Here is a 23,184-nt window from a genome sequence, read left to right on the forward strand (position 1 = left end):
GCGTGAATATAGAGACCATAGGCGTGGCGCCCTGGATGGCGCTGCCGGAGACGAAAGCCGTGATCGCGGCGCTCGAGGCGCGGGGCTTCCCCGGCTGCGCGCGGTTCGTCGGCGGCTGCGTGCGCAACACCGTGATGGGAAAGCCCATCGACGACATCGACATCGCCACCACCCTGACCCCCGACCAGGTGATCGAGGCCTTGCAGGAGGCCGGGCTGAAGGCCATCCCCACCGGCGTCGACCACGGCACGGTGACGGCGGTCTCCAAGGGCCGGCCCTACGAGATCACCACCCTGCGCCGCGACGTCTCGACCGACGGCCGCCGGGCGGTGGTGTCGTTCACCCAGGACTGGGACCAGGACGCCGAGCGCCGCGATTTCCGCTTCAACGCCCTCTATGTCGATCCAGAAGGCCGGCTCTACGACCCGACCGGCGAGGGGGTGAACGACGCGCGCGAGGGGCGGGTGGTGTTCGTCGGCGACCCGATGACCCGCATCCGCGAGGACTATCTGCGCATTCTGCGGTTCTTCCGCTTCCACGCCTGGTACGGCAAGGGCGAGGCCGACCAGAAGGCCCTGGCCGCCTGCAAGGCGCTGAAGGGCATGGTCGAGGGCCGGGCCGCCGAGCGCACCCAGAAGGAGCTGCTCAAGCTGCTGGCCGCCGACGACCCGCGCGCCGCCCTGCGGCTGATGGCGGCCACCAGCGTGCTGTCGTCGATCCTGCCGTTCGTGAAGTCGCTGGCCCGTTTCGAGGGGCTGATGACCATCGAGACCGAGCAGTTGTTCGAGAACGATCCCGAGCTGCGCCTGGCCGCCCTGATCCCCGACGACCCCAAGATCGCCGCCCAGATGGCCGAGCGGCTGCGGCTGTCCAACGCCCTCAAGGAGCGGCTGATCGAGGCGGTTGGCAAGTCGCCGCGCATCGTCAGCTGGATGAGCCCGCGCGAGGCCCGTCGGGCGGTCTACGCCCTGGGGATCAAGACCTTCAGCGACCGGGTCAAGCTGGCCTGGGCCGGGGCCGAGCGCACCGCCACCACCCCGCAGTGGCGCGGCCTGCTGGCCCTGGGCGAGAGCTGGACCCCGCCCGCCTTCCCGCTGACCGGCGAGGACATCCTGAAGTCTGGCGTGCCCAAGGGCCCGATGGTCGGCGAGGTGATGCGCGAGGTCGAGATCTGGTGGATCGACCAGGACTTCATCGAGGACAAGTTCTCGGCCATCGAACGGCTGAAGGCCGTGGCGCAGGGGATGGTGTTCTGACGCCCCGCGTCCTTCGAGGCCCGCTGCGCGGGCGCCTCAGGATGAGGAGCGTTTTGCCGACTTCCTCATCCTGAGGCGCGTAGCGAAGCGAAGCCTCGAAGGAGGCGCCGCGTTCGCCTATATCGGGGCGACCGTCAGGAGACCCGCCCATGAAGATCGGCCTGCTCGAGACCGGCGAACCGCCTGAAAAGCTGCAACCGGCCTTCGGGCGCTATGGCGGCATGTTCCAGGACCTGCTGGGGCCCGGACACGACTATGTCGCCTACGACGTCCAGGCCGGCGTGCTGCCGGGCGACCCGGCCGAGTGCGACGCCTATATCGTCACCGGCTCGTCGGCGGGGGTCTATGACGACCTGCCGTGGATCGCGCCGCTGAAGGCCTTCCTGCGCGCCGCCAAGGGCCAGGCTCCGCTGGTCGGCGTCTGTTTCGGCCACCAGGTGATGGCCGAGGCGTTCGGCGGCAAGGTGGTCAAGTCCGACAAGGGCTGGGGCGTCGGCCTGCACGCCTACGACGTGGTCGAGCTCCAGCCGTGGATGGACCCCGGCGCGAAGGTCGCCGTACCGGCCTCGCACCAGGACCAGGTGGTCGTGATCCCGCCCGGCGCCCGCGCCGTGGCCGGCAGCGCCTTCACCCCGGCCGGCATCCTGGTCTATGACGACCAGGCGGCGATCTCGATGCAGTTCCATCCCGAGTTCGACCCGGCCTACGCCACGGCCCTGATCGAGGCCCGGCGCGGCGACCGCTATACCGACGCCCAGGCCGACGCGGCGATCGCCTCTCTGAACCGGCCCAACGACAGCACGCGCGTGGCCGGCTGGATCGGGGCCTTCCTGGCGGAAACGGCCTCCAAGGCAACCTAAGCCCGAGCCCAACCGTTCCCGCTGAAACCCGGGAGGTTCACATGCGCGCCGTCACGCTTCTGCTCGTCGCCGGCTGCGCCCTGACGGGCGGAGCGGTGATCTCCGCCGTCTGGGCCGCCGCGCCGGCCGCGACCCCGCCGCCGCCCGCCCAGACCCTGAAGGCCGCCGCCAGCTTCGTGTCGATCAAGGACCCGGCCGCTCGCTCGGTCGCCCTGTTCACCGAGGCCGGCAAGGTGATCCAGAGCCCGCGCTGCATGAACTGCCACCCGGTCCAGCGCGCCCCGACCCAGGGCGACGACCGCCACCCGCACAACCCGCCGATGGTCGCCGGCCAGAGCGGCCACGGCCCGGCCGGCCTGCCGTGCGCCGCCTGCCACGGCCCGGCCAATGTCGCCACCTGGGGCCAGGACATCCAGTCGATCCCCGGCGACCCGAAATGGGCCCTTGCCCCGGTCGAGATGGCCTGGCAGGGCAAGTCGCTCGGCGCGATCTGCGCCCAGATCAAGGACCCGGCCCGTAACGGCGGCCGGGGGCTGGCTCAGCTGCATGAGCACATGGCGCAGGATCATCTGGTCGGCTGGGCCTGGAACCCGGGCGCGGGACGTCAACCCGCGCCGGGCGCCCAGGCGCAGTTCGGGGCGCTGGTGCAGGCGTGGATCGACACAGGGGCGAAGTGCCCGAAGGCCTAGGTTACGGACGGGGACAGGCGCATGCGCCTGTCCCGGCCAAGTCCTACGGCCACTTCACCTCGGGCGGCATCGAGCTGAGGATCGACTCGACGTTGCCGCCGGTCTTCAGTCCGAACATCGTGCCCCGGTCGTAGAGCAGGTTGAACTCCACGTAGCGGCCGCGCTGCACCAGCTGCTGCTCGCGCTCCTCCACCGTCCAGGCCTCGCCCATCCGCCGCCGGACCAACTGCGGATAGATCTCCAGGAACGCCTTGCCGACGTCCTGGGTGAAGGCGAAGTCGCGGTCCCAGTCGCCGCTGTCGTGGTGGTCGTAGAAGATGCCGCCGATGCCGCGCGGCTCGTTCCTGTGCGGCAGGAAGAAGTACTCGTCGCACCAGGCCTTGTACTTGGCGTGCCAGGTCGGGTCGTGGGCGTCGCAGGCCCGCTGGTAGGCGGCGTGGAAGTCGATGGCGTCGGGGAAGTCCTGCTGGCGCTGGTAGCCGAGCAGGGGGGTCAGGTCGCCGCCGCCGCCGAACCAGCTCTGGGTGGTGGCGATGAAGCGGGTGTTCATGTGCACGGCCGGCACGCGCGGGCTGCGCATGTGGGCGATCAGGCTGACGCCGGTGGCGAAGAAGCGGGGATCGTCGCCGGCGCCCGGCATGGACTTGGCCATCTCGGGGGTGAAGGTCCCGAACACCGTCGAGACGTGGACCCCGACCTTCTCGAACAATCGCCCGTGCATCATCGACATCACCCCGCCGCCGCCGGCCTCGCGGTCCCACGGCTTGCGCACGAAGCGGCCGGGCTCGCCGGCATAGAGGTCGGCGGGGGCCTCGTCCTCCAGGCGCTCGAATTCCGCGCGGATCTGGTCGCGCAGGCTTTCGAACCAGGCGCGGGCGGCGGCTTTCTTCTGGTCGAGGTCGGGTGTCGTGCTCATGACAAGCCGATTAGGCGGTCGTCGGGCCCGACGCAAATACGCAGGAGCGCGTAAGGGGCGAGGCCACCGCCGCGGCGAACCTCAGGGAACGGGCTTTGGCACGACGCTCACGGCATGGAACCCTTCGGTCGCGAGCGTCACGTTGGGTATCTTTCCAGGGTAGGCGTGAACGACGCCCACCACCGTGACCTTCACCTGCTGATCAGGGTGAACGCGCACGCTCTGGAGCGCCTGCTCGAACGCGTCCTCACCCACAAAAGGCCGCTTGGAGCCGCCGAAAGGCAGATAGCGTCCGCCGCAAGCCTCGCTCCCGACGCCGCTGAACTCACGATAGTCCGTTACGGCCATGCCGACGATGCTGACCCGCTTTTCGGCGAACTTTCCCGGGTTCTCGAGAATCTCGCAAAGATCGGCGGCGGGCGCGGCGGACGTCTCTTCAGCGCCCGGTGTCGCCTTGGCGGACAGCGCGCAGGACGTGGTCACGAGCGCGGCCAGGAGGAGGGAGAGGGCTGGCTTCAGCATGTGGGCGCTCCAGGACGTCTGCACCAGTATTCTACGGATCTTTCCGCGATCTTGGCGATGGCGGCCTGGACTTCAGCGGGCGAAGCGGTCGAGGGCGGTATCGAGGGATCATTGCTGGAAACGCCCGCGTTCGACAATCCGTGCGCGATCGCGACTTCGTCCCGGGCGCCGTTCATTTCGGTCTTGCGTTCGTCGGTCACATTGGTCGGGTCGCCGCCGGTGGCGCGCCCGTCCAAGCCATGACGCGTCTCGTGCCCGATGATGCCCGCCACCTGTGCTCTTGTGCCCAGGTTGTCGTTGGTCTCGGCGCTGGCGTAGTTGCTTGAGACCGCGATGGTCACCTCGCCTTCGGCGGTGGTGTGAGCGCTCGCGGGAATACCGGCTTCGTTGGACCCGACGGCGAAGTCAAAACCCGTATCCGTGCCGTTCGCGCCCAAGGCGGTGACGAGCTCGGTGAGATTGGCCTTGCCGACCGGATCGGACGAGTTTCGGGCCGCCAGCGCGATGTCGGAAACCGCCTGCACAATGCCGTCGGGACATTTAACGCCGCCGCATTGATAGAGGCCCGTCGGATCGGTGCGGTTTAGCGGGTCGTTTCCGACATAGGCGTAGAGGTTGAGGTCATCCTTGTATCCCACGGGGTCGGTCTGCAGGAATCTCCCCATCATGGGGTCGTACACGCGTGCTTTGTAGTAATAGAGTTTCGCCTCTGGGATCACCGTCTGGCCGGTGAAGCGGAAGCGCGAACCGGACCAGTTCTCTAGGCCGTACATGTCCTGCGGCTCGCCGAAGTCACCGTAGCGATAGACGCTGGTCATGTTGCCGCCGCTGTCGGCGAGGGCGACGATGCTGCCTTGCCAGTTGGCGTAGAGATAGGCTGCGTTTGTCGCCTGGACGCCGGAGCCGTTGAACTGTGTCCAGGGTTGGTCGATGCCGAACGTGTGGGCGTAGCGGCGCACGAGACCACCCAGGCTGTCATACTCGCCGACGAGGTTCACACCGTCGTAGAGGAGGTTGGCGACGACGCTGTTGGCCGTGATCTTCGACAATCGCCCTTGCGGATCATAGTCCAGGGCGAGCGCGATTGGCGTGGATTGCGCGATCAGGCGGTTGTTCACGTCGTAGACGAACTGGCGCGAGCCGTCGTTGACGAGATTGCCGGCCGGATCGTAGCCGCCGCCCGCCAGGGCCACGATGCCAGCGTCTTGGTTGAGGCCGTTGTAGCTGTGATTGTCGGTTTTGCTGATTGGCGCGTAGTCGTAGCTCGTATTCGACGTCGTCCTTGTCCAAACCTGATTGGACGGGCTGTACGTCAGGTCCCATTGGATATCAGACCCGGATCCGGCCAGGTCATGCTTGAGCCAGGACATGCGGCCGGCGGGATCATAGCCGAATGTTGTGTTCGCCGCGTTGCCGCGCTGCAGTTTGGCCAGGTGGCCCAGGTTATCGTAGGTGAGCCCGACGGTGCTGACGCCGATCTGCGCCCCACCAAGCCGGTCGAGGATGTCATAAGCGTAGGTCTGGCTCGTGTTGTCCGGCCAACTCATGAGGTTGCGCTTGCCGTCGACGGCGTACTCGTAGGTCAGTTCCCGATCGTTAGCGTCCTTGGCGGTCAAGACATTGCCCATACCGTCGTAGGTGAAGGTCAATCCCGGGCCGTTCACGGAGCCAAACCGCTGTTTGAGCGCCCGACCGAGCAAGTCGTACCGGGTATGGACGTCACGCGAGACACCGTCAGCATTACCGGGCGAGACCGGTAGGTCCTCGAGGATCTGTCGGTTCAAGTTGTCGTAGCCGTAGGTGATCGTATAGCCGTTTCGCCGCCGCCAGGTCGTACGATTGCTGTTCTTGTCGTAGGCGAAGGCCTCATAGTCATTCGCGTTCGACGTATTGGTCGTGCCGGGGCTTGGATACTGGATCAGGGACAGCCGGTTGAGCTCGTCATAGCCATAGGTCGTTCGGTTGTCGCGCGCGTCCAGATCGCTGGTCTTCGTGCCGTTCACGGCATATTCGTAGCGCGCATACTCCTGATCGATCACGCCGACGGCGCGATCGATCTGTTTGATGCGTCCCAGTTCGTCATAGGTGTTCTTGGTGATCCGGTCAGGGCCGAAGGCGCCCTCCGTGGTCAGCGTGCAGGCGTCGGGCAGATTGCCGTAGGTCTCAGTGTTCATCCGCACCGTCACGCACAGCGGGCGATTGGCGGCGTCGTAGGAGATCTGCGTCAGGCTGACGGCCTGGCCGCCGGCGGAAGCCTTGGTGATCACCGGCATGCCGTAGGGGTCGTAGACGGTCTCGATCTGTTGCAGCGATGCGAAGGCGGTCCAGTCGCCTTCGGTCAGGCCCTCGACCGTTCCGGTCTCGATCTTGGTGACCTGGCCGTCGGCGTTGTAGGTCGTGCGTTCAGCCTTGCGTTTCAGAACGCCGCCGCCGTCGGGGTCGGGATGAATGACGCCCACCTTCTGGCGTGCCGCGTCATAGCGGTAGTAGGTCGTGTCGGCCGAACCGGCCTGGGGGCCGTCCGCCGAGATCAGGTCGCCGACCTCGTTGTAGGCGTAGGTCGTGGTCGCCGACACCGCGGCGTTTCCGGTCGAGACCGTCATGGACGACCTGAGCAGATTGCTGGTGCCGTAGGCGAAGCTCGTCACCCTTTCCGACACGCTGCCCGAGCAAGTGGAAGCCGAGGCGCATTCAGTGATCTTGGTGACCAGGTAAACAGGATCGACGGCCTCGACCAGCGCGCCGGCCGCGTTACGAATCTTGGCCTTCAGCGGCGTGTACTCGTAGACCTTCAGCGCGCGCACGCCGTCGGAATCCGCGGGCAGCGTCTCGGTCATCACTCCGCCGTGCAGGGTGCTGTAGGTGTAGTTGGTGCGCTGACCCTTGGCGTCATCGATATAGGATGGCTGCCAGCAGTTGTATTGAAGATTGGTCGGGTTGGTACAGTTGAAGCCGGCCAGGAGAGCGATGTCGCCGCTGTCGTTCTTGGGTTTGACGCTCGCCTCGGTCATCCTTAGCCAGTCGTCGAAGACATAGGTGGACTTGGGCGTATCGGTGGCCGTGATGCTGGTGATGAACGGGAGCTTTTCGTAGTAGGTGTAGGTCTTCGTCAGGCCTCTTGCGTCGGTGATGCGCACCAATTGCCCCCAATCGACGCGAAGCTCGGCCGTCGTGGCGTTGCCGAACGGATCAGTGATTGTCGTGGTCCGGGAACTGGAACCCAGGAACGGGCGATACAATCCGCCATCGACATAGGACGTCTCGGTATAGGTCGATTTGGCGCGGCCGTTCGGATCGTTGGTCGTGCCGCCCTGCACCATCAGTTCGCCATAGGGGACTGGGGCGCCGATCGGTGTGAAGGTCTTGGAAAAGGCGGCGTTGCTGAGCGTGTACTGCCGGACTTGCAGAATGTTTGAGGCGGCGTTGCCCAGCCAGTTCTGGTAGCGCTCGACGCCTAGTGGCGAGCGCGCGTAGGAGACCGAGATCGGTCCGACGTTGCTGGGGCCAATCGTTGTGGCCAGGCGATAGGCGTAGTTGTAGGTGCTGATGCGGTTCAGCGCGTCGGTGACGCGAACCACGGGCTGGGCGACCGGCCGGCCGCGATTGGCCTCGTCCTCGTAGGTATAGGTGACCGAGGGCCAGACGCGGCTGTAGGCGCAGGTCTCTGCGTCCGGATCGCAATAGTCCACGCTGGTGTTGATCGCCGTCACCTTGGAGGCGGCCAGCGTGTTGGGCGGATCGTAGCGCAGCATCCAGCCCATGCTGCTGGTGACCGATTTCAGCGTCCGGTAGGTGCGCGCGGGATAGTAGGTGGTCGTGCCGCCGGAAGTGACCGAGCCGGCCGGAATCGTGGTGGTCCGGTACTTGATGCCGATGGTCTCGCCGTTGGGGCGGGTGATCTTGATCAGCAGGCCGGCGTTGAACAGCACCCCCGCCTCGGATTTCAGCGTCGGATCGTACTCGTAGCGACCTCCCGAAGGGCGGATCACGGTGCAGGTGACGCCGCAGCTGAGGCTCGAAGCGCTGGCGATGCCGCTGGCGAAGGTCTCGGACCCGTCGCCGAACGTCGCGGTGGTCCGGGTAAGCCGATCAGGCAGCCCGCCCGTCGTGTTCAGGCCCGCGAAGAATTGGTCCGCGTAGGGAAAGACGCCGGAACTGGAGCCACGCGCGATGCCGCTTTCGTCGTTGCCGATCGACAGCGGCGCCAGATTCTGGAACGTCAGCGAGCTGGACGCCAGATCGAAGCCGTTGTCGTCGACGACCCGGGCGGGCGGTGGCGGCGCGATCTGCGCCCGGGCCGTCGACACGGCGAACAGCGCCAGGGCGGCGCCGATGGCCGCGGAACAGAATATGAGCGTCTGTTTTCCGATCGCGCCGTTATTCGTCATGTGATGCTTCCGGTGTAACCAAGGATGTCGCCGCCGCGTCAGCGCCCGCGGGGCTGGCGAAGTGAGAAAATGTCTGACTGAAGCGGGGTGGCGGCGACCGCGCGCGATGCGGGAGGTTTAACCTTCATGCCTGCCCCAATCCCAACTCCACCTTAGGTATGGGGCGCGCTCAAGCTTGTAAACAACCATCCTGGATCATCACTGGCCGGCGGCGTTGCGCGAAGCCCCGTCAGGTCTCCGCAAACCCGTCCGTCTGCCGCAGCGCCTCGCCCAAGGCCATGGCCGCCGTCGTCGCCAGGTTCATCGACCGCGCTTCCGCCCGCAAGGGAATCGTCAGCCGCGCGAACGCCGCGTCGTGGACTTCAGGAGGAGCGCCGCGGCTCTCGTTGCCGAACAACAGGGTGTCGCCTGCCTGAAAGGTGAACTTGTGGAAGGGCGCCGTCGCCTTGGTCGTGAACAGCAGCAGGCGGCCCTCTCCGCGCTCCGGCGCGGCGAGGAAGGCTTCCCACGAGGCATGCCGCGTCATGTGGGTCAGCGGGCCGTAGTCGAGGGCCGCGCGCTTCAAGCTCTTGTCGTCCAAGGGGAAACTGCAGGGCTCGACGACGTCGAGCCCCACCCCCAGGCAGGCGCCCAATCGGATCGCGGCGCCCACGTTCTGTGGAATGCCGGGTTGAAAAAGCGCGAGCCGCATTCTAAGCGAACCACCATAGAGCCAGCAGGGGCATTTGCTGCGAATCGAAAGGGCTTGCGGACTTTGTCCGCAGGTCCGATAGGACGGTCCGCTTTTGCTACTTGTGACGAGGACCCGTTCGCGGGTCCAGACAGTATGCGCCGACAGGCGTTTCTCCAGGCCGGGCCGTCCTTGACGGCGCGGCGGCATCGAAGGGTGACTTGGGTGGCCGACACCGCCGTGGGCGCAAAAACTGATCCGGCGCAGGGGTCCGACCCCAGCCGCCGGGATTTCATTTATATCGCGACGATCGCGGTCGCCGCCGGCGGCGCGGCCTCGATCGCCTGGCCGTTCATCGACCAGATGAATCCGTCGGCTGACACGCTGGCCCTGGCCTCGATCGAATTCGATCTGTCCAAGGTTCCGGTCGGTCAGCAGGTGACGGTGAAGTGGCGCGGCAAGCCGCTGTTCGTCCGCAACCGCACGCCGGCCGAGATCGCCGCGGCGGTCAAGGACGACCACGCGGCGCTGAAGGATCCCCAGACCGACGCCGAGCGGGTCAAGCCCGGCAAGGCCAACTGGCTGGTCCTGATCGGCAGCTGCACCCACCTGGGTTGCGTCCCGACCTTCGGCGGCGGCGCTTACGGCGGCTGGTTCTGCCCGTGCCACGGTTCGGTCTACGACACCTCGGGTCGTATCCGCCAAGGCCCGGCGCCCCTGAACCTGGCGGTTCCGGAGTACGCCTTCCTTTCCGACACCAAGGTCAAGATCGGCTAAGAGAGATGAGCGGACATTCGACCTACGAACCCAAGACCGGTATCGAGCGCTGGCTCGACGCCCGTCTGCCGATCGTGCGCCTGGGCTACGACAGCTTCGTCGACTACCCCACGCCGCGGAACCTGAACTACTGGTGGACCTTCGGCGGCATCCTGTCGCTGTGCCTGGCTTCCCAGCTGATCACCGGCATTATCCTGGTGATGCACTACAACCCCGGCGCGGACCACGCCTTCGCCTCCGTCGAGCACATCATGCGCGACGTGAACTACGGCTGGCTGATCCGCTACATGCACGCCAACGGGGCGTCGATGTTCTTCATCGCCGTCTATGTGCACATGCTTCGCGGCCTCTATTACGGGTCCTACAAGGCCCCGCGCGAGGTGCTGTGGATCCTGGGCTGCGTGATCTACCTGCTGATGATGGCCACCGCCTTCATGGGCTACGTGCTGCCCTGGGGCCAGATGAGCTTCCACGGCGCGGTCGTGATCACCAACCTGTTCGGCGCCCTGCCGGTCGTCGGTCCGGCCATCACCACCTGGCTGTGGGGCGGTTTCGCCGTCGACAGCCCGACCCTGAACCGCTTCTTCTCGCTGCACTACCTGCTGCCCTTCATGATCGCCGGCGTGGTGATCCTGCACATCTGGGCCCTGCACGTGGTCGGCCAGAACAACCCGACCGGCGTCGAGCCCAAGTCGAAGGCCGACGTCCTGCCCTTCACGCCGTACGCGACGGTGAAGGACGGTTTCGCGATGAGCGTCTTCCTGATCCTCTTCGCGATCTTCGTCTTCTACCTGCCCAACGCGCTCGGCCACGCCGACAACTACGTCCCGGCCAACCCGCTGGTGACGCCGTCGCACATCGTTCCGGAATGGTACTTCCTGCCGTTCTACGCGATCCTGCGCGCCGTGCCGGACAAGCTGATGGGCGTGTTGGCCATGTTCGGCGCCATCGCCTGCCTGTTCGCCCTGCCGTGGCTGGACACCTCCAAGGTGCGCTCGATGCGCTACCGCCCGACCGCCAAGGTGCACTTCTTCATCTTCGTGGTGGCGTGCTGCATCCTGGGCCTGTGCGGCGCCAAGCTGCCGGCCGACCCGGTCATCCCCGGCCTGACGACGTTCACCGTCGGCGACGCCGACCTGAACAGCTTCGTCTGGCTGTCGCGCCTGGCCGCGCTCTACTACTTCGCTTTCTTCCTGGTGATCCTGCCGCTGCTGGGCCTGACCGAAAAGACCCTGCCGGTGCCGGACTCCATCGCCTCTCCCGCCCTGTCGCACCCGGCCACCGTTCCGGCCGAAGCGACCGCCGCGCCTGAAATGAAGGGCTGATCTCGATGCTGCGCAAACTCTCCGTCATCGCAGCGGTCGCGGGTCTCCTGACGGCCGGCATGGCCGGACCGGCCCTGGCCAGCGGTCACCCGCTGCCCGCCAAGGAGGTCAAGTGGTCCTTCGACGGCCCGTTCGGCAAGTTCGACCAGGCCCAGCTGCAGCGCGGCTACAAGGTCTATCGCGAGGTCTGCTCGGCCTGCCACGCGATGAGCCTGGTCAGCTTCCGCAACCTCGGCGACAAGGGCGGTCCGTTCTACGACGAGAAATACTCGGCCAAGCACGGCAAGACCTCGAACGACAACCCGTACGTCAAGGCGATCGCCAAGGACTACGAGGTCGCCGACATCGACTCCGAGACCGGCGACCCGATCAAGCGTCCGGCCACTCCGGCCGACCGTTTCGTCTCGCCGTTCCCGAACGAAGCCGCGGCCCGCGCCAGCAACGGCGGCGCCCTGCCGCCGGACATGTCGCTGCTGGCCAAGGCCCGCGAGGAAGGCCCCAACCACATCTATTCGATCGTGACGGGCTACAAGGACGCGCCGGCCGGCCTGAAGATCGGCCCCGGCCAGCACTACAACCCGTACATGCCGGGCGACCTGACCTCCTACTGGTCGGGCGACCACAAGCACGTGCCCCCGGGCGGCTTCATCGCCATGGCCCCGCCGCTCAAGGCCGGCCAGGTGACCTACGACGACGGCACCCCGTCGACGCTGGACCAGCAGGCCCAGGACGTCTCGGCCTTCCTGATGTGGGCCGCCGAGCCGAAGATGGACGAACGCAAGCAGACCGGCTTCGCCGTGATCCTGTACCTGCTGCTGTTCGCGGGCCTGCTCTACGCCAGCTACCGCAAGGTCTGGAAGAACGAGTCCCACTGATCGATTCGATCAGCGGAAAAGATCAGGGCCCGGCGGAAACGCCGGGCCTTTTTTCTTTGCCTCTATGACCCGCTCATCCCGGCGAATGCCGGGACCCAGATGGAATGGCTTTGAGGCTGGCGCCAAGAGCGCAGAGCCTCTCCAATCATCTTCAGCGCCATGGGATCTGGGTCCCGGCATTCGCCGGGATGAGCGGTGTTTTGATTGGACCGCTCTTCAGCGGCTCTTGGCGGGTGTCAGCCATAGCCGGCCAGCCCCGGGGTCGAGCCTCAGGCGGTAGGCGGCCAGCACCTCGACGCCGATCGCCCCCACCACCCCGTCCGGCAGGGCGCCCGCCACCACGGCCGGGACGTCCTGGCGCAGGACGCCGTCCAGAGACAGCCCCCGCAAGGTTCCGGCCGGCTTCTGCCGCGGCGCGTCGGCCGCTCCGCGGGCCCGGACGCCGCCTCGGGAGGCCGTGTCGAGGGCGAAGGGGCCGGAGACGCCCCTCACGCCGTCGGAGGCCGCCGCCAGTACGGTCGGCACGCCGCCGACCATGGCGACCGCCAGGGCCCCGGGCGGTGGCTCCCCGCGCTGCTTGGGCGGTTCCAGGCTCAGGCGGCACGGCGCGAAATCCAGGGTCACCACATAGCGGTCGAGGATGTCGGCCCCGATCACCCCGGCGATCGGCGTGAAGAAGCCGACGCCGCGATAGTCGAGGTCCTGGACCGCCACCGGCGTCGCCGCCGTCCGCTGGCCGGCCAATAGCACCGGCAGGGACAGGGCCGTCTGCGCGAAGCCCGCGCGCTGGGCGGCGGTCTCGTGCAGCAGGGTGTGGGGCGCCGACAGGTCGAGCACATAGTCGCCGGCCACCTCGCCGATCGCGGCGGGGACGACCACGGCGCCGTTCTCGAACCAGCAGGCGGTCTGCCCGGCCAGGGCGGGCCCGCCGCTGGCCGCCAGGAGACTCAGGGCCAGCAGGGGGGCGGGGCGACGCATGGCGCGATCCTAGAGCGTTTCCCGACCTGATTGCATCAGGCCGGGCGCTCTAGCTTTTTGTTTGGTGCGTTTTCTTCACGCGAACCGGCATCCACTTCGCTCGAAAACGCTCCAGCCAAGGTTTCGCCAACGGGCGACCCATCCCGGCGACGCTTTCGCATAACGGTGATTGACTCAGAGGTCTCTGTTGTGCAGAGTAATCTGAAATCAACGTCAATCTCCTGCCGAGACATCCCATGCGTCCATTGTCCGTGATCGCGCTCACCCTGACCGTGACCTCCTGCGCCGGTTCGGCCCTGGCCCAGAGTCCGCCGGACCCGACGGCGCGGATCGCCCAGCAGAAGGCGGCGATGAAGGCCTTGGCCTGGATGGACGGCGTCTGGCGCGGCCCGGCCGTGACAACCGGTCCGGGCGGCCGCAAGATCGAGGTCACCCAGACCGAACGCAGCGGTCCGCTGCTGGACGGCGCGGTGCACGTGGTCGAGGGGCGTGGCTACAAGGCCGATGGCTCGACCGGCTTCAACGCCCTGGGGATCATCTCCTACGATCCGGACAAGGCCGCCTACAGCATGCGCTCCTACGCCATGGGCCAGGTCGGCGACTTCCCGATGACCGTGACCCCCACGGGGGCGGTCTGGACCATCCCGGCCGGCCCGGCGACGATCCGCTACACGATCACCACGAAGGACGGTGTCTGGCACGAGATCGGCGAGCGCGTGGTCGAGGGCCAGCCGCCGATGGCGTTCTTCGAGATGACCCTGAAGCGGGTCGGCGACAGTACCTGGCCGGCGGCGGGGGCGATCACGCCGGAATAGGGCGCTTCGTCACTCAGCTTGACCCATATCCCTGCTCATCCCGACTTCCGTCGGGATGAGCGGAGTTTTTTTGGCTTGGAGCAACTCAGCCATGAACGCTCTAGCAAACGCGGTCCCGCACGCGGCGGTCAAGCCGACGTCGCCGCGCCGTCGTCGGGCGCGTCGTCCAGCACCTGCATCGCGGTCGGCGCGACCACCTCCCAGGCCGCCCCGCCTCCGTTAGACAGCGCCGAGGGCGGCGACAGGGGGAAGACCGCGCTGGGCAGGACGATGGTCGCGTTGGCCAACAGGCCGACCTGCTGCGGATTCAGGTCAAGGACAGCCACGCCCTTGGACTTGGAGACGCCGGGCGCCACGGCCAGGTCGATGACGTGCGCCAGCCACAGGCTCCGCGCCAGGTCCGCCAGCAGGGCCTGATCGTGGCCCAGCACCACGACCAGCGCGAAATAGCTCTGCCAGATCCGGTCGATGGCCTCGCGATAGCCGGGACTGGCGAAGTATCCGGGTTCGCCGCCATGGCGCGCCAGCAGGGCGTCCAGGTCGACCTTGACCGCCTTCAGCCAGCTCGCGGGCTGGACCGCGCCGGGTCGCAGGGCGGCGGCCACGCGTGCGAAGTCGCGGACCGGTCCCGCAAGGTCGTCCAGCCGGGCGACGAACGCGCCGCCATAGGGCTCCTGGCCATCGACGAACTTCAGCGCCTCGGCCTGGGCCGCATCCCTCCGGGAACGGGCGGCGACGAGTGCGTCGAAGAAGGCGCTCGGGGCGGCGCTGGGCGCATAGCCGATGAAGCCATAGCGAAGCGTCTCGTCCGTCGACCCCGCCTTGGTCATACGCGTCATCCCCGTCCATGTCGGCTATACCTAGGCGGGAATTTTTCCAGAGCGCAAGGCGGGTCGGAGGGGCGCGGCCGTCGTGGGCGTCTTGGCGGCGCCTCAGGCCAGGCGCTTCATGCCCAGGATCTGGACCGGTGGGTTCAGGATCTGGCCCTTCATCACCGGGAACGGCGCCGGACCGTCGGATCGCAGGGCGAGGATCTTCTTCACCACGGCCATGCCCTCGACCACGGTCCCGAACGCCGCGAAGCCCTGGTTGTCGCCGGGCGCGCCGGGGTGGGCGTCCAGATAGGGGGCCGGGCTGGCGCAGATGAAGAAGTCCGCCGTCGCCGTGCCCGGCGCGTTGCGGGCGACCGAGATCGTCCCGGCCCTGTGCTTGAGCCCTGTCATCCGGGTGCTTTCATGGGCGATCGGGGCGAAGCGCCGGACCCGCACGGGAGGGCCGCCCTGGATCGAGCCGGCGCCCTTGACGCCCTTGGTGCGCGAGGCGCGATAGAACGCGCCGCCGTCATATTTGCGGGCGTCGACATAGCGCAGGAAATTGGCCGAGGTGATCGGGGCCCTCTCGGACTCCAGCTCCACGACGATCGCGCCATGGTTGGTCTGGATCACCACCCGGGGCTTGCGCGCCGCCGCCCGGGCGGGAAGGGGGCTGGCCACCAACAGCCCGGCGGCCCCCAGCAGGCTTCGACGTCCGATCTTCGCGCTGTCCATCGTCGTCCTTCTTGGCGTGCTCATCGAGCGGAGCGCGGAATATCCAGCCAAGCGGCGCGGCGGGCAAGCGCCAGGCAGCGGCTGGCGGCCAGGGTAGCAGTTGTCATCCCGGAAGCCTCGCAGAGGCTGTCCGGCACCCAGGGCAGTCGGGGGGCGTCCAATTGAGCGCGACCCCGCCTAGACCTCGCCCTTCGATCCTCCCGCCCGCTGGAACAGCTGCAGCGTCCGCAGCATCGCCAGCCTGGCGCTGTCGGGATGGTGGCCGTTGGGAGCGACGAAGGCGTGACCGGCTTCGTACAGCCAGACCGGCAGGTCGGGGTGGGCCGCCGTGATGGCCGCCACGTCGGCGGGCGGGATCAGCGGGTCGGTCTTGCCGAAATGCAGGATGGTCGGGACCTTCGGCGTGTCGTCGACATAGCGGACGATGTCGCCGCCATAGAAGCACGACACCGCCTTCAGGCCCTGGCACCGGCTGGCCGCCAGCCAGGCCGTCGTGCCGCCGAAGCAGAAGCCCATGGCGAACACCGGGCCCCCAAGCCCATCGGGGCCGGCCAGGGCGTCGATCGCCGCTTGGACGCGCGGCAGCGCCGCGACGCCCCAGCCGCTGGCTTCGCCCAGGGCCATGCGGGCGTCCAGCCGGGGCGGGTCGACGTCGACCTCGGGAAAGGGGGCGTCGGCGGCGTCCAGCACGCTGGGAGCGATCACCTCGTAGCCCTGGTCGGCCAGGCTGTCGGACAGGGCGCGGATGTGGGGCGTGACGCCCCAGATGGCGTGCAGGATCACCAAGCCGCCGCGCCGGGCGTCGCCGGGCGTGGCGTGGTAGGCGGCGACGGCTTCGCCGCCCCTCTCCAAGGAAGAAGGGCCGGTGGTCAGGGTGATGCGCGCGCCGGCCATGATCAGGCCGCGCCGTGGGCCTGGAACAGCGCCAGGCTGCGTTGGCGGGCCAGCTTGGCGTCGTCCAGGTCGGACTCGGGCCGGCCGTCGTTGTTGAAGCCGTGGCCGCTGTTCTCGTAGATGTGGACCGGGACGTCGGGATGGGCGGCGGCGAGCTGGGCCTTCACATCGTCGGCCGGGATGTGGCCGTCCTTGCGGCCCAGATGGACAATCACCGGCGCGTTGAGCGGCAGGTCGACGTTCGCGGCGATCATGCCGCCATAATAGGCCGAACCCGCCGCCAGGCCCTTCAGCTTGCTGGCCGCCAGCCAGACCAGCGAACCGCCCAGGCAGTAGCCGACCGCGAACACCGGGCCGCGCGGGGCCAGTTCGTCGACGCAGGCCTGGATGTCCGACAGCATCCTGTCGAGGCCCGCCGTCCCGGCGTGGGCGATGCCAGTCTGGAAGTCGACGGGTTCACGGCCGCCGAGGTAGCCGGGCGCGGCGCGGTCGAACAGCGACGGGGCCAGCACCTCGAAGCCCAGGGCCGCCCAGCGGGCGATGTCGGCCTGGATATACTGGTCGAGCCCGAAGATCTCCTGGACCACCACGATCCCGCCCTGGCGCGCGCCCTGGGGCTGGGCGTGGCCGGCGGTGAAGGCGAAGCCGTCGATGGCGGAGGTCAGGGTCACGGTCTGGGTCATCTGGCGTCCTGATACTGGTCGGGCGCCGCGCTGACGGCGCGACGCCCGGATCCGCTGGAAATTTCCGTCGCCCCCAAGGCGCGTCCCGGAAGGGCGCGTCAAGGGACGCTTCGCGGCCGATCTCAGCCCTTGCCGGGCTTCAACGAACAGGTCAGGCCCGCCGCCTTGGCTTCGGCGCAGGTCATGCTCTGCAGGTTGGCCTTCGATCGGGGTTGGGGCGCGTCGATGACATAGCCCGATCCGCTGTCGCACATCACCTCGTAGCGCGAGATGGGCGGGTCGCCGCCGCCGCCGAGATAGGCGCCCTGGGTCGGCGCGCAGGTCAGGCCGGCCTTCTTGGTCAAGGCGGTCAGGCCGGCGGTGGAGCCGACATTGGCCCTGAGGCGGCAGGTGGCCATCTTGGAGCCATGCCCCTTCTGGGCCTTGGCCGAGGAGGCCAGCGCCACGCAGTCGTAGGCCGTCAGCATCTTGTCGGTCTTGGTCACCACCCAACCGAAATCGGCCTTGCAGGCGACCTCGTAGCTGACGGTGCGCACCCCGGCCCGATTGGAGCTCATGATCAGGCCCGCGTCGACCAGGGTGCAGGGCACGCCGGCCTCGACCGCCAGTTCCCCCGCTTCGCGCTGCTGCAGCGGGTTGGCGGATTCGCGGAAACCCTTGCCGGCCGCTTCGGCGCTGTTGAGCTTGTTGGCGAAGTTGGGATCGGTGAATTCGCGCTGGGTGTAGTTGGAGCCGGTGGGCAGGCCGGGCGCCTGGGCCATCGCCGTACTGGCGAGACCGGCGAAGACCAGCGACAGGATCAAGGTTTTCATGGAAGTCCCCCTCTGACATGTCCCCTTCGATCCGCGGATCCGACCTCGTCTCGCGGGGGTGATCCCCCATCGAGACCCGTCGTGCGTCGATTTTCAAGACCGGATGTGCGACCGGGCCTGAAAGCGGAACCCAGCCTGGCGCCGGCGGATGAAGGCCTCGGGCTCCTGTCGGGCGCGCGAGGCCTTCACCACCAAGGGGCGATCGTCGGTCCGGGAGGCGTCCCTAGACGTTGAAGCGGAAGTGCATCACGTCGCCGTCCTTGACGACATAGTCCTTGCCTTCGGCCCGCATCTTGCCGGCTTCCTTGGCTCCGTTCTCGCCGCCCAGCTTGATGAAGTCGTCGAAGGCGATGGTCTCGGCGCGGATGTAGCCCTTCTCGAAGTCGGTGTGGATGACCCCGGCCGCCTGCGGGCCGGTGTCGCCGACATGGATGGTCCAGGCGCGGGCTTCCTTGGGGCCGACCGTGAAATAGGTCTGCAGGCCCAGCAGGTTGTAGGCCTCGCGGATCAGGCGGTTGAGGCCCGGCTCGACCAGGCCCAGGGTCTCCAGGAACTCGGCGCGCTCGTCGGACGCCAGCAGGGCGATCTCGCTCTCGATCTGGGCCGAGATCACCACGGCCTTGGCGTTGTCCTGGGCGGCGCGGGCGGCGACCAGGTCGGAATAGCCGTTGCCCTTGTCGGCCGAGCCTTCATCGACATTGCAGACATACAGGGCCGGCAGCGCGGTCAGCAGCTGCAGCATGTGCCAGGCCTTTTCGTCGTCGGCGTCGATCTTGGCGGCGCGGGCCGGCCGGCCTTCGCGCAGCAGGGCCAGGGCGATGTTGGCCAGGCGCAGGGTGTTGGCGCTTTCCTTGTCGGCGCCGACCTTGGCGCGCTTCTCCAGGGCGGGGACGCGCTTTTCCAGGCTCTCCAGGTCGGCCAGCATCAGCTCGGTCTCGATGATGTCCAGATCGCTGATCGGGTCGATGCGGCCTTCCACGTGGACGATGTCGCCATCCTCGAAGCAGCGGGCCACGAAGGCCACGGCGTCGCAGTCGCGGATATTGGCCAGGAACTGGTTGCCCAGGCCCTCGCCCTTGCTGGCGCCGCGCACCAGGCCGGCGATGTCGACGAAGGTGATGCGGGCCGGGATGATCTCCTTGGAGCCCGAGATCTTGGCCAGGGCGTCCAGACGCGGCTCGGGCACAGCCACCTCGCCGGTGTTCGGCTCGATCGTGCAGAACGGATAGTTCGCGGCTTGCGCCGCCGCGGTTTGCGTCAGGGCGTTGAACAGGGTGGACTTGCCGACATTGGGCAGGCCGACGATGGCGACTTTAAGGGCCATGGATCTCTCGTGAATTTCGTTGGCGCGCGATTAGCACGTATCGCGGGGGAAGTCCCCCTCCGCCCCGGCGCTGATCGAGCCCCCCGTGGGACAGGGCTATCGCATATGACCAAAAACGGTTGTCATCCCGGCCTCGGGCCGCGTAAGCGGCCCGCCTGACGGCGGGCTGGCGCGCAGCGCGAAGATCCGGGACCGACGCGTGAGCGTAAGCGCTTCCGGCGGTCCCGGATCTGCGCTTCGCTTGTCCGGGATGACAGCTTTTTTCGGAGCGAACCCACATGCGATAGCCCCCCCGTGGGGGAGGACCTTGGTCGGCTTGACGGCATCAACGGCAAGCACGGTTAAAGGCGACGCTTGGCCCGATTTGTGCTAGGGTCACCCCATGTCGCTCGGTCGCCAATCCGGCGATCCCTCCGGCCCGCGGATGGTGACGAACCATGGGGCAGACCTACACCTTTGTCGCTTCCAGCACCGACGGCCGCGCGTCGTTCCTCGACCTGCGCGACGTCGGAGACCGGAGTGAGGCCGCCCGCTACGCCCAGGCGCTGCTGGCCGAACATCGCAGCTGCGATCGGGTCGAAATCTGGTCGACCAGCGTCCGGGTGAGTGTCGTCGAACGCGAGGCCGCCGGCGCCGCGCCGGCCAGGCCCTAGAGCCTAAGCCTTGTCGACCACATGCGTCGTCGGACGGTCGTCGCCGGCCGACAGCTCTTCATGCCATTGGCCCCGGGAATCCTCGTAGACGATGCCCGTCTCGTCGCCGGCCACCCGCTGCTCGCCGGCCACCCGCTGGGCGGCGTGCAGGGCCGCGTCATGGGTCCTGAAGGTTTCCGAGAACACGTCACCCAGCTTGTAGGCCCAGCCGCCGTCGTGCTCGACGATGGTGTAGGTGATGTCGGTCATGGGCGGGCTCCAAGGGGCGTGACTAGAGAACGGCCTGGAGCAAAGCACGGTTCCGGCCCGGGTGTCTTGTACGGAGGCGCCGCCGCTCGCCGATCACTCGGCGGCCTGCATCTCGGCGGGTGGGCGCGCACGCGCCGGGCCGGGCCGGGCGACCGGCAGCCGCACCTGGACCCGCAGCCCGTCGCCCGGCAGGTCCAGGCGGATGTCGCCGCCATGGGCCCGGACGATCGACCGGGCGGTGGACAGGCCCAGGCCGACGCCCTGCTTGCTGGAGGTGCGGGCCCCGACGCTGCGATAGAACGGCGTGAACACCCGCTCCAGGTCATCGGGCGACAGGCCCGGGCCCTGGTCGCGGATTTCGGTGACCGCTTCGTCGCCCTCGACATAGAGCCGCACCCTGGCGCTGTCGCCGTACTTGACCGCGTTGTCGACCAGGTTGGCGAACACCCGCTGCAGCCCCAGCACCGACACCTCGACCTCGGCCGGCTCGCCGGGCTCCAGCTCGATTTCCGCGCCGGTGACCTCGGCCTCGTCGATCACGCATTCCAGCAGCGAGCGCAGGTCGACCCGTTGCCGGGCGCCGGCCTCGGCGTCGTCGCGCATGAAGGCCAGGACCGAGCTGATCATCGCCTCCATCTGGTCGATGTCCTGGCCGATTTCGCGCCGCAGGTCGGGCGAGGCTCGCTCCAGGCGGAAGCGCATGCGGGCCAGCGGCGTGCGCAGGTCGTGCGAGATGGCCCCGATCATCGCCGTGCGGTCGGTGATATAGCGGGTGAGGCGGGCCTGCATGGCGTTGAACGCACGGGCGGCCCGTCCGACCTCGGCCGGGCCGTCGCTGACCATCACCGGCGAGGACGGATCGCGGCCCAGGCGCTCGGCGGCGGCGGCGAAGCCGGCCAGCGGCGCGGCCAGGCGGCGCGCGAAGATCCAGCCCAGCGGCGCGACCACGGCCAGGGACAGGGCGAACCACATCAGCACTCGGCGCTGCCAGCTGTTGGGAAAGGCTTCGGGCTCGGGCCGCAGGGTCGCCCAACGGTCGGGGCCGACCCTCAAGGCGGCCACGAAGTCGCCCTCGATGAACGGCGCGGGGGCCAGGCCGAACAGGCTCCGGGCGACGGGCGGGGCCAAAGCGCGACCGGTGACGGCGGCGTCGGGCTCGGCCGGGGCCGTCCGCGCCGCCGCCGCCGGCGGCGGTGGCGGGAGAGCCCGTGGGGCGGTCCGCACGGGCTCGTCGGCCGGCGTCAGGCGGACCACCGGCCCGGGGCCGAGCGGGCTGAGCGTCGGCTCGCGGGCCGCCGCGTCGGCGACCGGGTCGAGGACCAGGGGTTCGGGCTTGGCCCGCGCGATCACCGGTGTCGAACCGCGGAACGGCGCGTTGAACAGCGGGTCGCTGAAGCGCTCCGTCGGTCGTGTCATCACAAAACGGGACGTGGTCGCGGGGACGCGATCGAAGGTCCGGCCGCCGATCACCACGCCGCTGCTCGGGCTTCCGGGAGCGCCGACCGGCCCGCCGAAACCGGAGCCAACGAAGGCGCGCTGGCGCGAGCCGTCGCCGGGCCAGCGGATGGCGGATGACGGACCGGCGAACCCTCCGGAGGGGAAGCCCTGGACGCCCGATCGCGCGCTCATGCCGCCGATGATGACCCCTGGGCTGGGCCCGCCCCACCCGCCCCACCCGCCTGACGCACCGGGGACGCCGCCGCCGGCGTCGCGTTGCATGACGGCGCCCGTCGGCCCCGAGGCCGGGGTCTGGGCGTAGGCCGTCGAGGTCAGCAGGGCCGCCAGGGGCGTCGGGCGGTGGCCGCGTCGGCTCTCGGTGCCGGCGAAGGGCGGCGGGGCGTAGAACAGCAGGCGGACGTCGCGCCGGTCGACGTTCAGCAGGCGGGCCAGGTCGGCGCTGGCCTGTTCCGACGCCACCCAGCCCGGGCTCTGCAGGCTGGGCGGCTGCGTCTCGATGGTGCGGACCAGGGGGCGGTCGTCGTCGTCGCCGTCGTCGGGCACGGCGCCGCGCAGCCCGGCGGCGATGTCGGCAAGGCTGTGCTGCGTCGCCGGGGCGGGCGGCAGCAGCATGGTGAGGACCAGGGTCACGGTCTGGGCCACCATCAGGCCGGCCAGCAGCAGGGCCAGGATCTGGAAGGCGATCGGCGGGCTCGGCCAGCGGCGCGGGCGGCCGAGGGCGGTCATTCGACCGAGACCTTGGCGTCCAGCATGTAGCCCAGGCCGCGATAGGTGCGGATCAGTTCCTGGTCCGACTGGGCCTCGATCTTTCGGCGCAGGCGGCTGATGTGCAGGTCCACCCGGCGGCCGAAGGTCTCGACCGCCTCGCCGGCGATGATGCTCATCAGCTCATCGCGCGACACCACCGAGCGGGCGTTCTCGACCAGGACCGAAAGGATGGTGAACTCGCCCGGCGTCAGCAGCAACAGCACGCCGTTGGGCGCGGTCAGCTGCCGGGCGGCGACATCCAGGCGGAAGCCGGCGAAGACGTGGGCGGTGCTCCTGGCGCTCTTGCCGCCGCCGGTCCGGCGCCGCAGCAGGGCCTTGACCCGGGCCAGCAGTTCGCGCGGCGGGATCGGCTTGACGACATAGTCGTCGGCGCCCAGCTCCAGCCCGACGATGCGGTCCACCGGATCGCCCAGGGCGCTGAGCAGCAGGATGGCCGGCCCGTCGGTCCCCGAGATCTGGCGGCACAGCGACAGGCCGCTCTCGCCCGGCAGGTTGACGTCCAGCACCAGCACGTCGACCGGGCGGCTGTCGAGCACGGCGCGGGCCGCGGCGGCGGTGTCCGCTTCGCGCACCCTGTAGCCCTGGGCGGTCAGGTAGCCGGCCATTTCCTGCCGCAGGACGTCGTCGTCCTCGACCAGCAGAACGGTGGTGTTGTCGGCGAGCGCGGGCACGGTCATGGCGACGATTTATGACACAGGCCGGGCGCGCGAGTCAGGGCGGGAACA

At 68.4% G+C, this 23,184-nt stretch carries 22 protein-coding genes; 8 read left to right on the forward strand and 14 right to left on the reverse strand.

Going from position 1 to position 23,184, the window contains the following annotated elements; translation table 11 throughout:
- Positions 1-2 precede the first annotated feature (2 nt).
- From ASD79_RS02875 to ASD79_RS02885, 3 genes are all read left to right on the forward strand, one after another.
- A complete protein-coding gene (locus ASD79_RS02875) occupies positions 3-1,256 on the forward strand; it encodes a CCA tRNA nucleotidyltransferase (protein ID WP_156400331.1) in 1,254 nt (417 codons plus the stop codon).
- A gap of 149 nt (positions 1,257-1,405) precedes the next feature.
- On the forward strand, positions 1,406-2,116 hold the full coding sequence (locus ASD79_RS02880) for a glutamine amidotransferase (protein WP_056719527.1): 711 nt from the start codon (positions 1,406-1,408) through the stop codon (positions 2,114-2,116).
- A gap of 41 nt (positions 2,117-2,157) precedes the next feature.
- Positions 2,158-2,805: a hypothetical protein gene (locus ASD79_RS02885; protein ID WP_056719528.1), complete on the forward strand. Its 648-nt coding sequence runs from the start codon at positions 2,158-2,160 to the stop codon at positions 2,803-2,805.
- Positions 2,806-2,848: 43 nt separating this feature from the next.
- Here the strand turns inward: ASD79_RS02885 and hemF are convergent, their stop codons facing one another.
- The 4 genes from hemF to ASD79_RS02905 form a co-directional block, all read right to left on the reverse strand.
- Entirely contained in the window at positions 2,849-3,721 is an 873-nt protein-coding gene (gene hemF, locus ASD79_RS02890; RefSeq protein ID WP_056719529.1) for an oxygen-dependent coproporphyrinogen oxidase, read from the reverse strand.
- Positions 3,722-3,802: 81 nt separating this feature from the next.
- The gene (locus tag ASD79_RS02895) at positions 3,803-4,243 is read right to left on the reverse strand and encodes a hypothetical protein (protein ID WP_056719530.1); all 441 of its coding nucleotides are present in this window, start codon (positions 4,241-4,243) and stop codon (positions 3,803-3,805) included.
- Positions 4,237-8,631 (reverse strand): RHS repeat domain-containing protein, encoded by a 4,395-nt coding sequence (locus ASD79_RS02900; protein WP_056719531.1) that lies wholly within the window; start codon positions 8,629-8,631, stop codon positions 4,237-4,239. The genes ASD79_RS02895 and ASD79_RS02900 overlap by 7 nt, the downstream gene beginning before the upstream one ends.
- A gap of 229 nt (positions 8,632-8,860) precedes the next feature.
- The gene (locus ASD79_RS02905; RefSeq protein WP_056719532.1) at positions 8,861-9,322 is read right to left on the reverse strand and encodes a tRNA (cytidine(34)-2'-O)-methyltransferase; all 462 of its coding nucleotides are present in this window, start codon (positions 9,320-9,322) and stop codon (positions 8,861-8,863) included.
- Between the two features lie 204 nt (positions 9,323-9,526).
- On the opposite strand from ASD79_RS02905, the gene petA reads away from it, so the two are divergent.
- The 3 genes from petA to ASD79_RS02920 are packed head-to-tail and all read left to right on the forward strand — an operon-like array spanning position 9,527 to position 12,278.
- Positions 9,527-10,078, forward strand: a complete 552-nt coding sequence (gene petA / locus ASD79_RS02910; protein ID WP_056719533.1) for a ubiquinol-cytochrome c reductase iron-sulfur subunit — start codon at positions 9,527-9,529, stop codon at positions 10,076-10,078.
- A gap of 5 nt (positions 10,079-10,083) precedes the next feature.
- On the forward strand, positions 10,084-11,403 hold the full coding sequence (locus ASD79_RS02915; RefSeq protein ID WP_056719534.1) for a cytochrome b N-terminal domain-containing protein: 1,320 nt from the start codon (positions 10,084-10,086) through the stop codon (positions 11,401-11,403).
- Positions 11,404-11,408: 5 nt separating this feature from the next.
- Positions 11,409-12,278, forward strand: a complete 870-nt coding sequence (locus ASD79_RS02920; RefSeq protein WP_056719535.1) for a cytochrome c1 — start codon at positions 11,409-11,411, stop codon at positions 12,276-12,278.
- A 216-nt stretch (positions 12,279-12,494) separates the two neighbouring features.
- On the opposite strand, the gene ASD79_RS02925 is transcribed toward ASD79_RS02920, so the two are convergent.
- Positions 12,495-13,256: a hypothetical protein gene (locus ASD79_RS02925; protein ID WP_056719536.1), complete on the reverse strand. Its 762-nt coding sequence runs from the start codon at positions 13,254-13,256 to the stop codon at positions 12,495-12,497.
- 236 nt (positions 13,257-13,492) lie between these two features.
- On the opposite strand from ASD79_RS02925, the gene ASD79_RS02930 reads away from it, so the two are divergent.
- Positions 13,493-14,071 (forward strand): hypothetical protein, encoded by a 579-nt coding sequence (locus ASD79_RS02930; RefSeq protein ID WP_056719537.1) that lies wholly within the window; start codon positions 13,493-13,495, stop codon positions 14,069-14,071.
- A 128-nt stretch (positions 14,072-14,199) separates the two neighbouring features.
- On the opposite strand, the gene ASD79_RS02935 is transcribed toward ASD79_RS02930, so the two are convergent.
- The 6 genes from ASD79_RS02935 to ychF all read right to left on the reverse strand — a co-directional run bounded on the left by ASD79_RS02935 (position 14,200) and on the right by ychF (position 19,331).
- On the reverse strand, positions 14,200-14,901 hold the full coding sequence (locus tag ASD79_RS02935) for a hypothetical protein (RefSeq protein ID WP_156400332.1): 702 nt from the start codon (positions 14,899-14,901) through the stop codon (positions 14,200-14,202).
- Between the two features lie 102 nt (positions 14,902-15,003).
- The gene (locus tag ASD79_RS02940; RefSeq protein WP_056719539.1) at positions 15,004-15,618 is read right to left on the reverse strand and encodes a peptidylprolyl isomerase; all 615 of its coding nucleotides are present in this window, start codon (positions 15,616-15,618) and stop codon (positions 15,004-15,006) included.
- Between the two features lie 177 nt (positions 15,619-15,795).
- The gene (locus ASD79_RS02945) at positions 15,796-16,512 is read right to left on the reverse strand and encodes a dienelactone hydrolase family protein (RefSeq protein ID WP_056719540.1); all 717 of its coding nucleotides are present in this window, start codon (positions 16,510-16,512) and stop codon (positions 15,796-15,798) included.
- A gap of 2 nt (positions 16,513-16,514) precedes the next feature.
- Complete coding sequence (locus ASD79_RS02950; protein WP_056719541.1) at positions 16,515-17,195, reverse strand: dienelactone hydrolase family protein; 681 nt, start codon at positions 17,193-17,195, stop codon at positions 16,515-16,517.
- A gap of 122 nt (positions 17,196-17,317) precedes the next feature.
- Positions 17,318-18,007, reverse strand: a complete 690-nt coding sequence (locus tag ASD79_RS02955) for a hypothetical protein (RefSeq protein WP_056719542.1) — start codon at positions 18,005-18,007, stop codon at positions 17,318-17,320.
- Positions 18,008-18,230: 223 nt separating this feature from the next.
- Positions 18,231-19,331, reverse strand: coding sequence for a redox-regulated ATPase YchF (ychF, locus tag ASD79_RS02960; protein WP_056719543.1), 1,101 nt, complete (start codon positions 19,329-19,331; stop codon positions 18,231-18,233).
- A gap of 437 nt (positions 19,332-19,768) precedes the next feature.
- Between ychF and ASD79_RS02965 the strand changes: the two genes are divergently transcribed.
- The gene (locus ASD79_RS02965; protein WP_056719544.1) at positions 19,769-19,984 is read left to right on the forward strand and encodes a hypothetical protein; all 216 of its coding nucleotides are present in this window, start codon (positions 19,769-19,771) and stop codon (positions 19,982-19,984) included.
- 3 nt (positions 19,985-19,987) lie between these two features.
- On the opposite strand, the gene ASD79_RS02970 is transcribed toward ASD79_RS02965, so the two are convergent.
- From ASD79_RS02970 to ASD79_RS02980, 3 genes are all read right to left on the reverse strand, one after another.
- The gene (locus ASD79_RS02970) at positions 19,988-20,233 is read right to left on the reverse strand and encodes a DUF2188 domain-containing protein (protein ID WP_007666172.1); all 246 of its coding nucleotides are present in this window, start codon (positions 20,231-20,233) and stop codon (positions 19,988-19,990) included.
- A gap of 93 nt (positions 20,234-20,326) precedes the next feature.
- Positions 20,327-22,417 carry a HAMP domain-containing sensor histidine kinase gene (locus ASD79_RS02975; protein WP_056719545.1) on the reverse strand — a complete coding sequence of 697 codons (2,091 nt, stop codon included), beginning with the start codon at positions 22,415-22,417 and terminating at the stop codon, positions 20,327-20,329.
- Complete coding sequence (locus ASD79_RS02980) at positions 22,414-23,136, reverse strand: response regulator (RefSeq protein ID WP_056719546.1); 723 nt, start codon at positions 23,134-23,136, stop codon at positions 22,414-22,416. The genes ASD79_RS02975 and ASD79_RS02980 overlap by 4 nt, the downstream gene beginning before the upstream one ends.
- Positions 23,137-23,184: the final 48 nt, after the last annotated feature.

Source organism: Caulobacter sp. Root655 (genome assembly GCF_001427665.1).
Taxonomy (GTDB): Bacteria; Pseudomonadota; Alphaproteobacteria; order Caulobacterales; family Caulobacteraceae; genus Caulobacter.

What these genes read in the sequence shown, in the direction of transcription:
- ASD79_RS02930 (WP_056719537.1), top strand. Translation starts at nt 13,493, where the DNA reads ATGCGTCCATTGTCCGTGATCGCGCTCACCCTGACCGTGACCTCCTGC.
- ASD79_RS02900 (WP_056719531.1), bottom strand. Translation starts at nt 8,631, where the DNA reads ATGACGAATAACGGCGCGATCGGAAAACAGACGCTCATATTCTGTTCC.
- ASD79_RS02940 (WP_056719539.1), bottom strand. Translation starts at nt 15,618, where the DNA reads ATGGACAGCGCGAAGATCGGACGTCGAAGCCTGCTGGGGGCCGCCGGG.
- ASD79_RS02880 (WP_056719527.1), top strand. Translation starts at nt 1,406, where the DNA reads ATGAAGATCGGCCTGCTCGAGACCGGCGAACCGCCTGAAAAGCTGCAA.
- ASD79_RS02935 (WP_156400332.1), bottom strand. Translation starts at nt 14,901, where the DNA reads ATGACCAAGGCGGGGTCGACGGACGAGACGCTTCGCTATGGCTTCATC.
- ASD79_RS02885 (WP_056719528.1), top strand. Translation starts at nt 2,158, where the DNA reads ATGCGCGCCGTCACGCTTCTGCTCGTCGCCGGCTGCGCCCTGACGGGC.
- ASD79_RS02915 (WP_056719534.1), top strand. Translation starts at nt 10,084, where the DNA reads ATGAGCGGACATTCGACCTACGAACCCAAGACCGGTATCGAGCGCTGG.
- ASD79_RS02950 (WP_056719541.1), bottom strand. Translation starts at nt 17,195, where the DNA reads ATGACCCAGACCGTGACCCTGACCTCCGCCATCGACGGCTTCGCCTTC.
- ychF (WP_056719543.1), bottom strand. Translation starts at nt 19,331, where the DNA reads ATGGCCCTTAAAGTCGCCATCGTCGGCCTGCCCAATGTCGGCAAGTCC.
- ASD79_RS02925 (WP_056719536.1), bottom strand. Translation starts at nt 13,256, where the DNA reads ATGCGTCGCCCCGCCCCCCTGCTGGCCCTGAGTCTCCTGGCGGCCAGC.
- ASD79_RS02980 (WP_056719546.1), bottom strand. Translation starts at nt 23,136, where the DNA reads ATGACCGTGCCCGCGCTCGCCGACAACACCACCGTTCTGCTGGTCGAG.
- ASD79_RS02920 (WP_056719535.1), top strand. Translation starts at nt 11,409, where the DNA reads ATGCTGCGCAAACTCTCCGTCATCGCAGCGGTCGCGGGTCTCCTGACG.
- ASD79_RS02975 (WP_056719545.1), bottom strand. Translation starts at nt 22,417, where the DNA reads ATGACCGCCCTCGGCCGCCCGCGCCGCTGGCCGAGCCCGCCGATCGCC.
- ASD79_RS02905 (WP_056719532.1), bottom strand. Translation starts at nt 9,322, where the DNA reads ATGCGGCTCGCGCTTTTTCAACCCGGCATTCCACAGAACGTGGGCGCC.
- hemF (WP_056719529.1), bottom strand. Translation starts at nt 3,721, where the DNA reads ATGAGCACGACACCCGACCTCGACCAGAAGAAAGCCGCCGCCCGCGCC.
- ASD79_RS02955 (WP_056719542.1), bottom strand. Translation starts at nt 18,007, where the DNA reads ATGAAAACCTTGATCCTGTCGCTGGTCTTCGCCGGTCTCGCCAGTACG.
- ASD79_RS02895 (WP_056719530.1), bottom strand. Translation starts at nt 4,243, where the DNA reads ATGCTGAAGCCAGCCCTCTCCCTCCTCCTGGCCGCGCTCGTGACCACG.
- ASD79_RS02970 (WP_007666172.1), bottom strand. Translation starts at nt 20,233, where the DNA reads ATGACCGACATCACCTACACCATCGTCGAGCACGACGGCGGCTGGGCC.
- ASD79_RS02965 (WP_056719544.1), top strand. Translation starts at nt 19,769, where the DNA reads ATGGGGCAGACCTACACCTTTGTCGCTTCCAGCACCGACGGCCGCGCG.
- ASD79_RS02945 (WP_056719540.1), bottom strand. Translation starts at nt 16,512, where the DNA reads ATGGCCGGCGCGCGCATCACCCTGACCACCGGCCCTTCTTCCTTGGAG.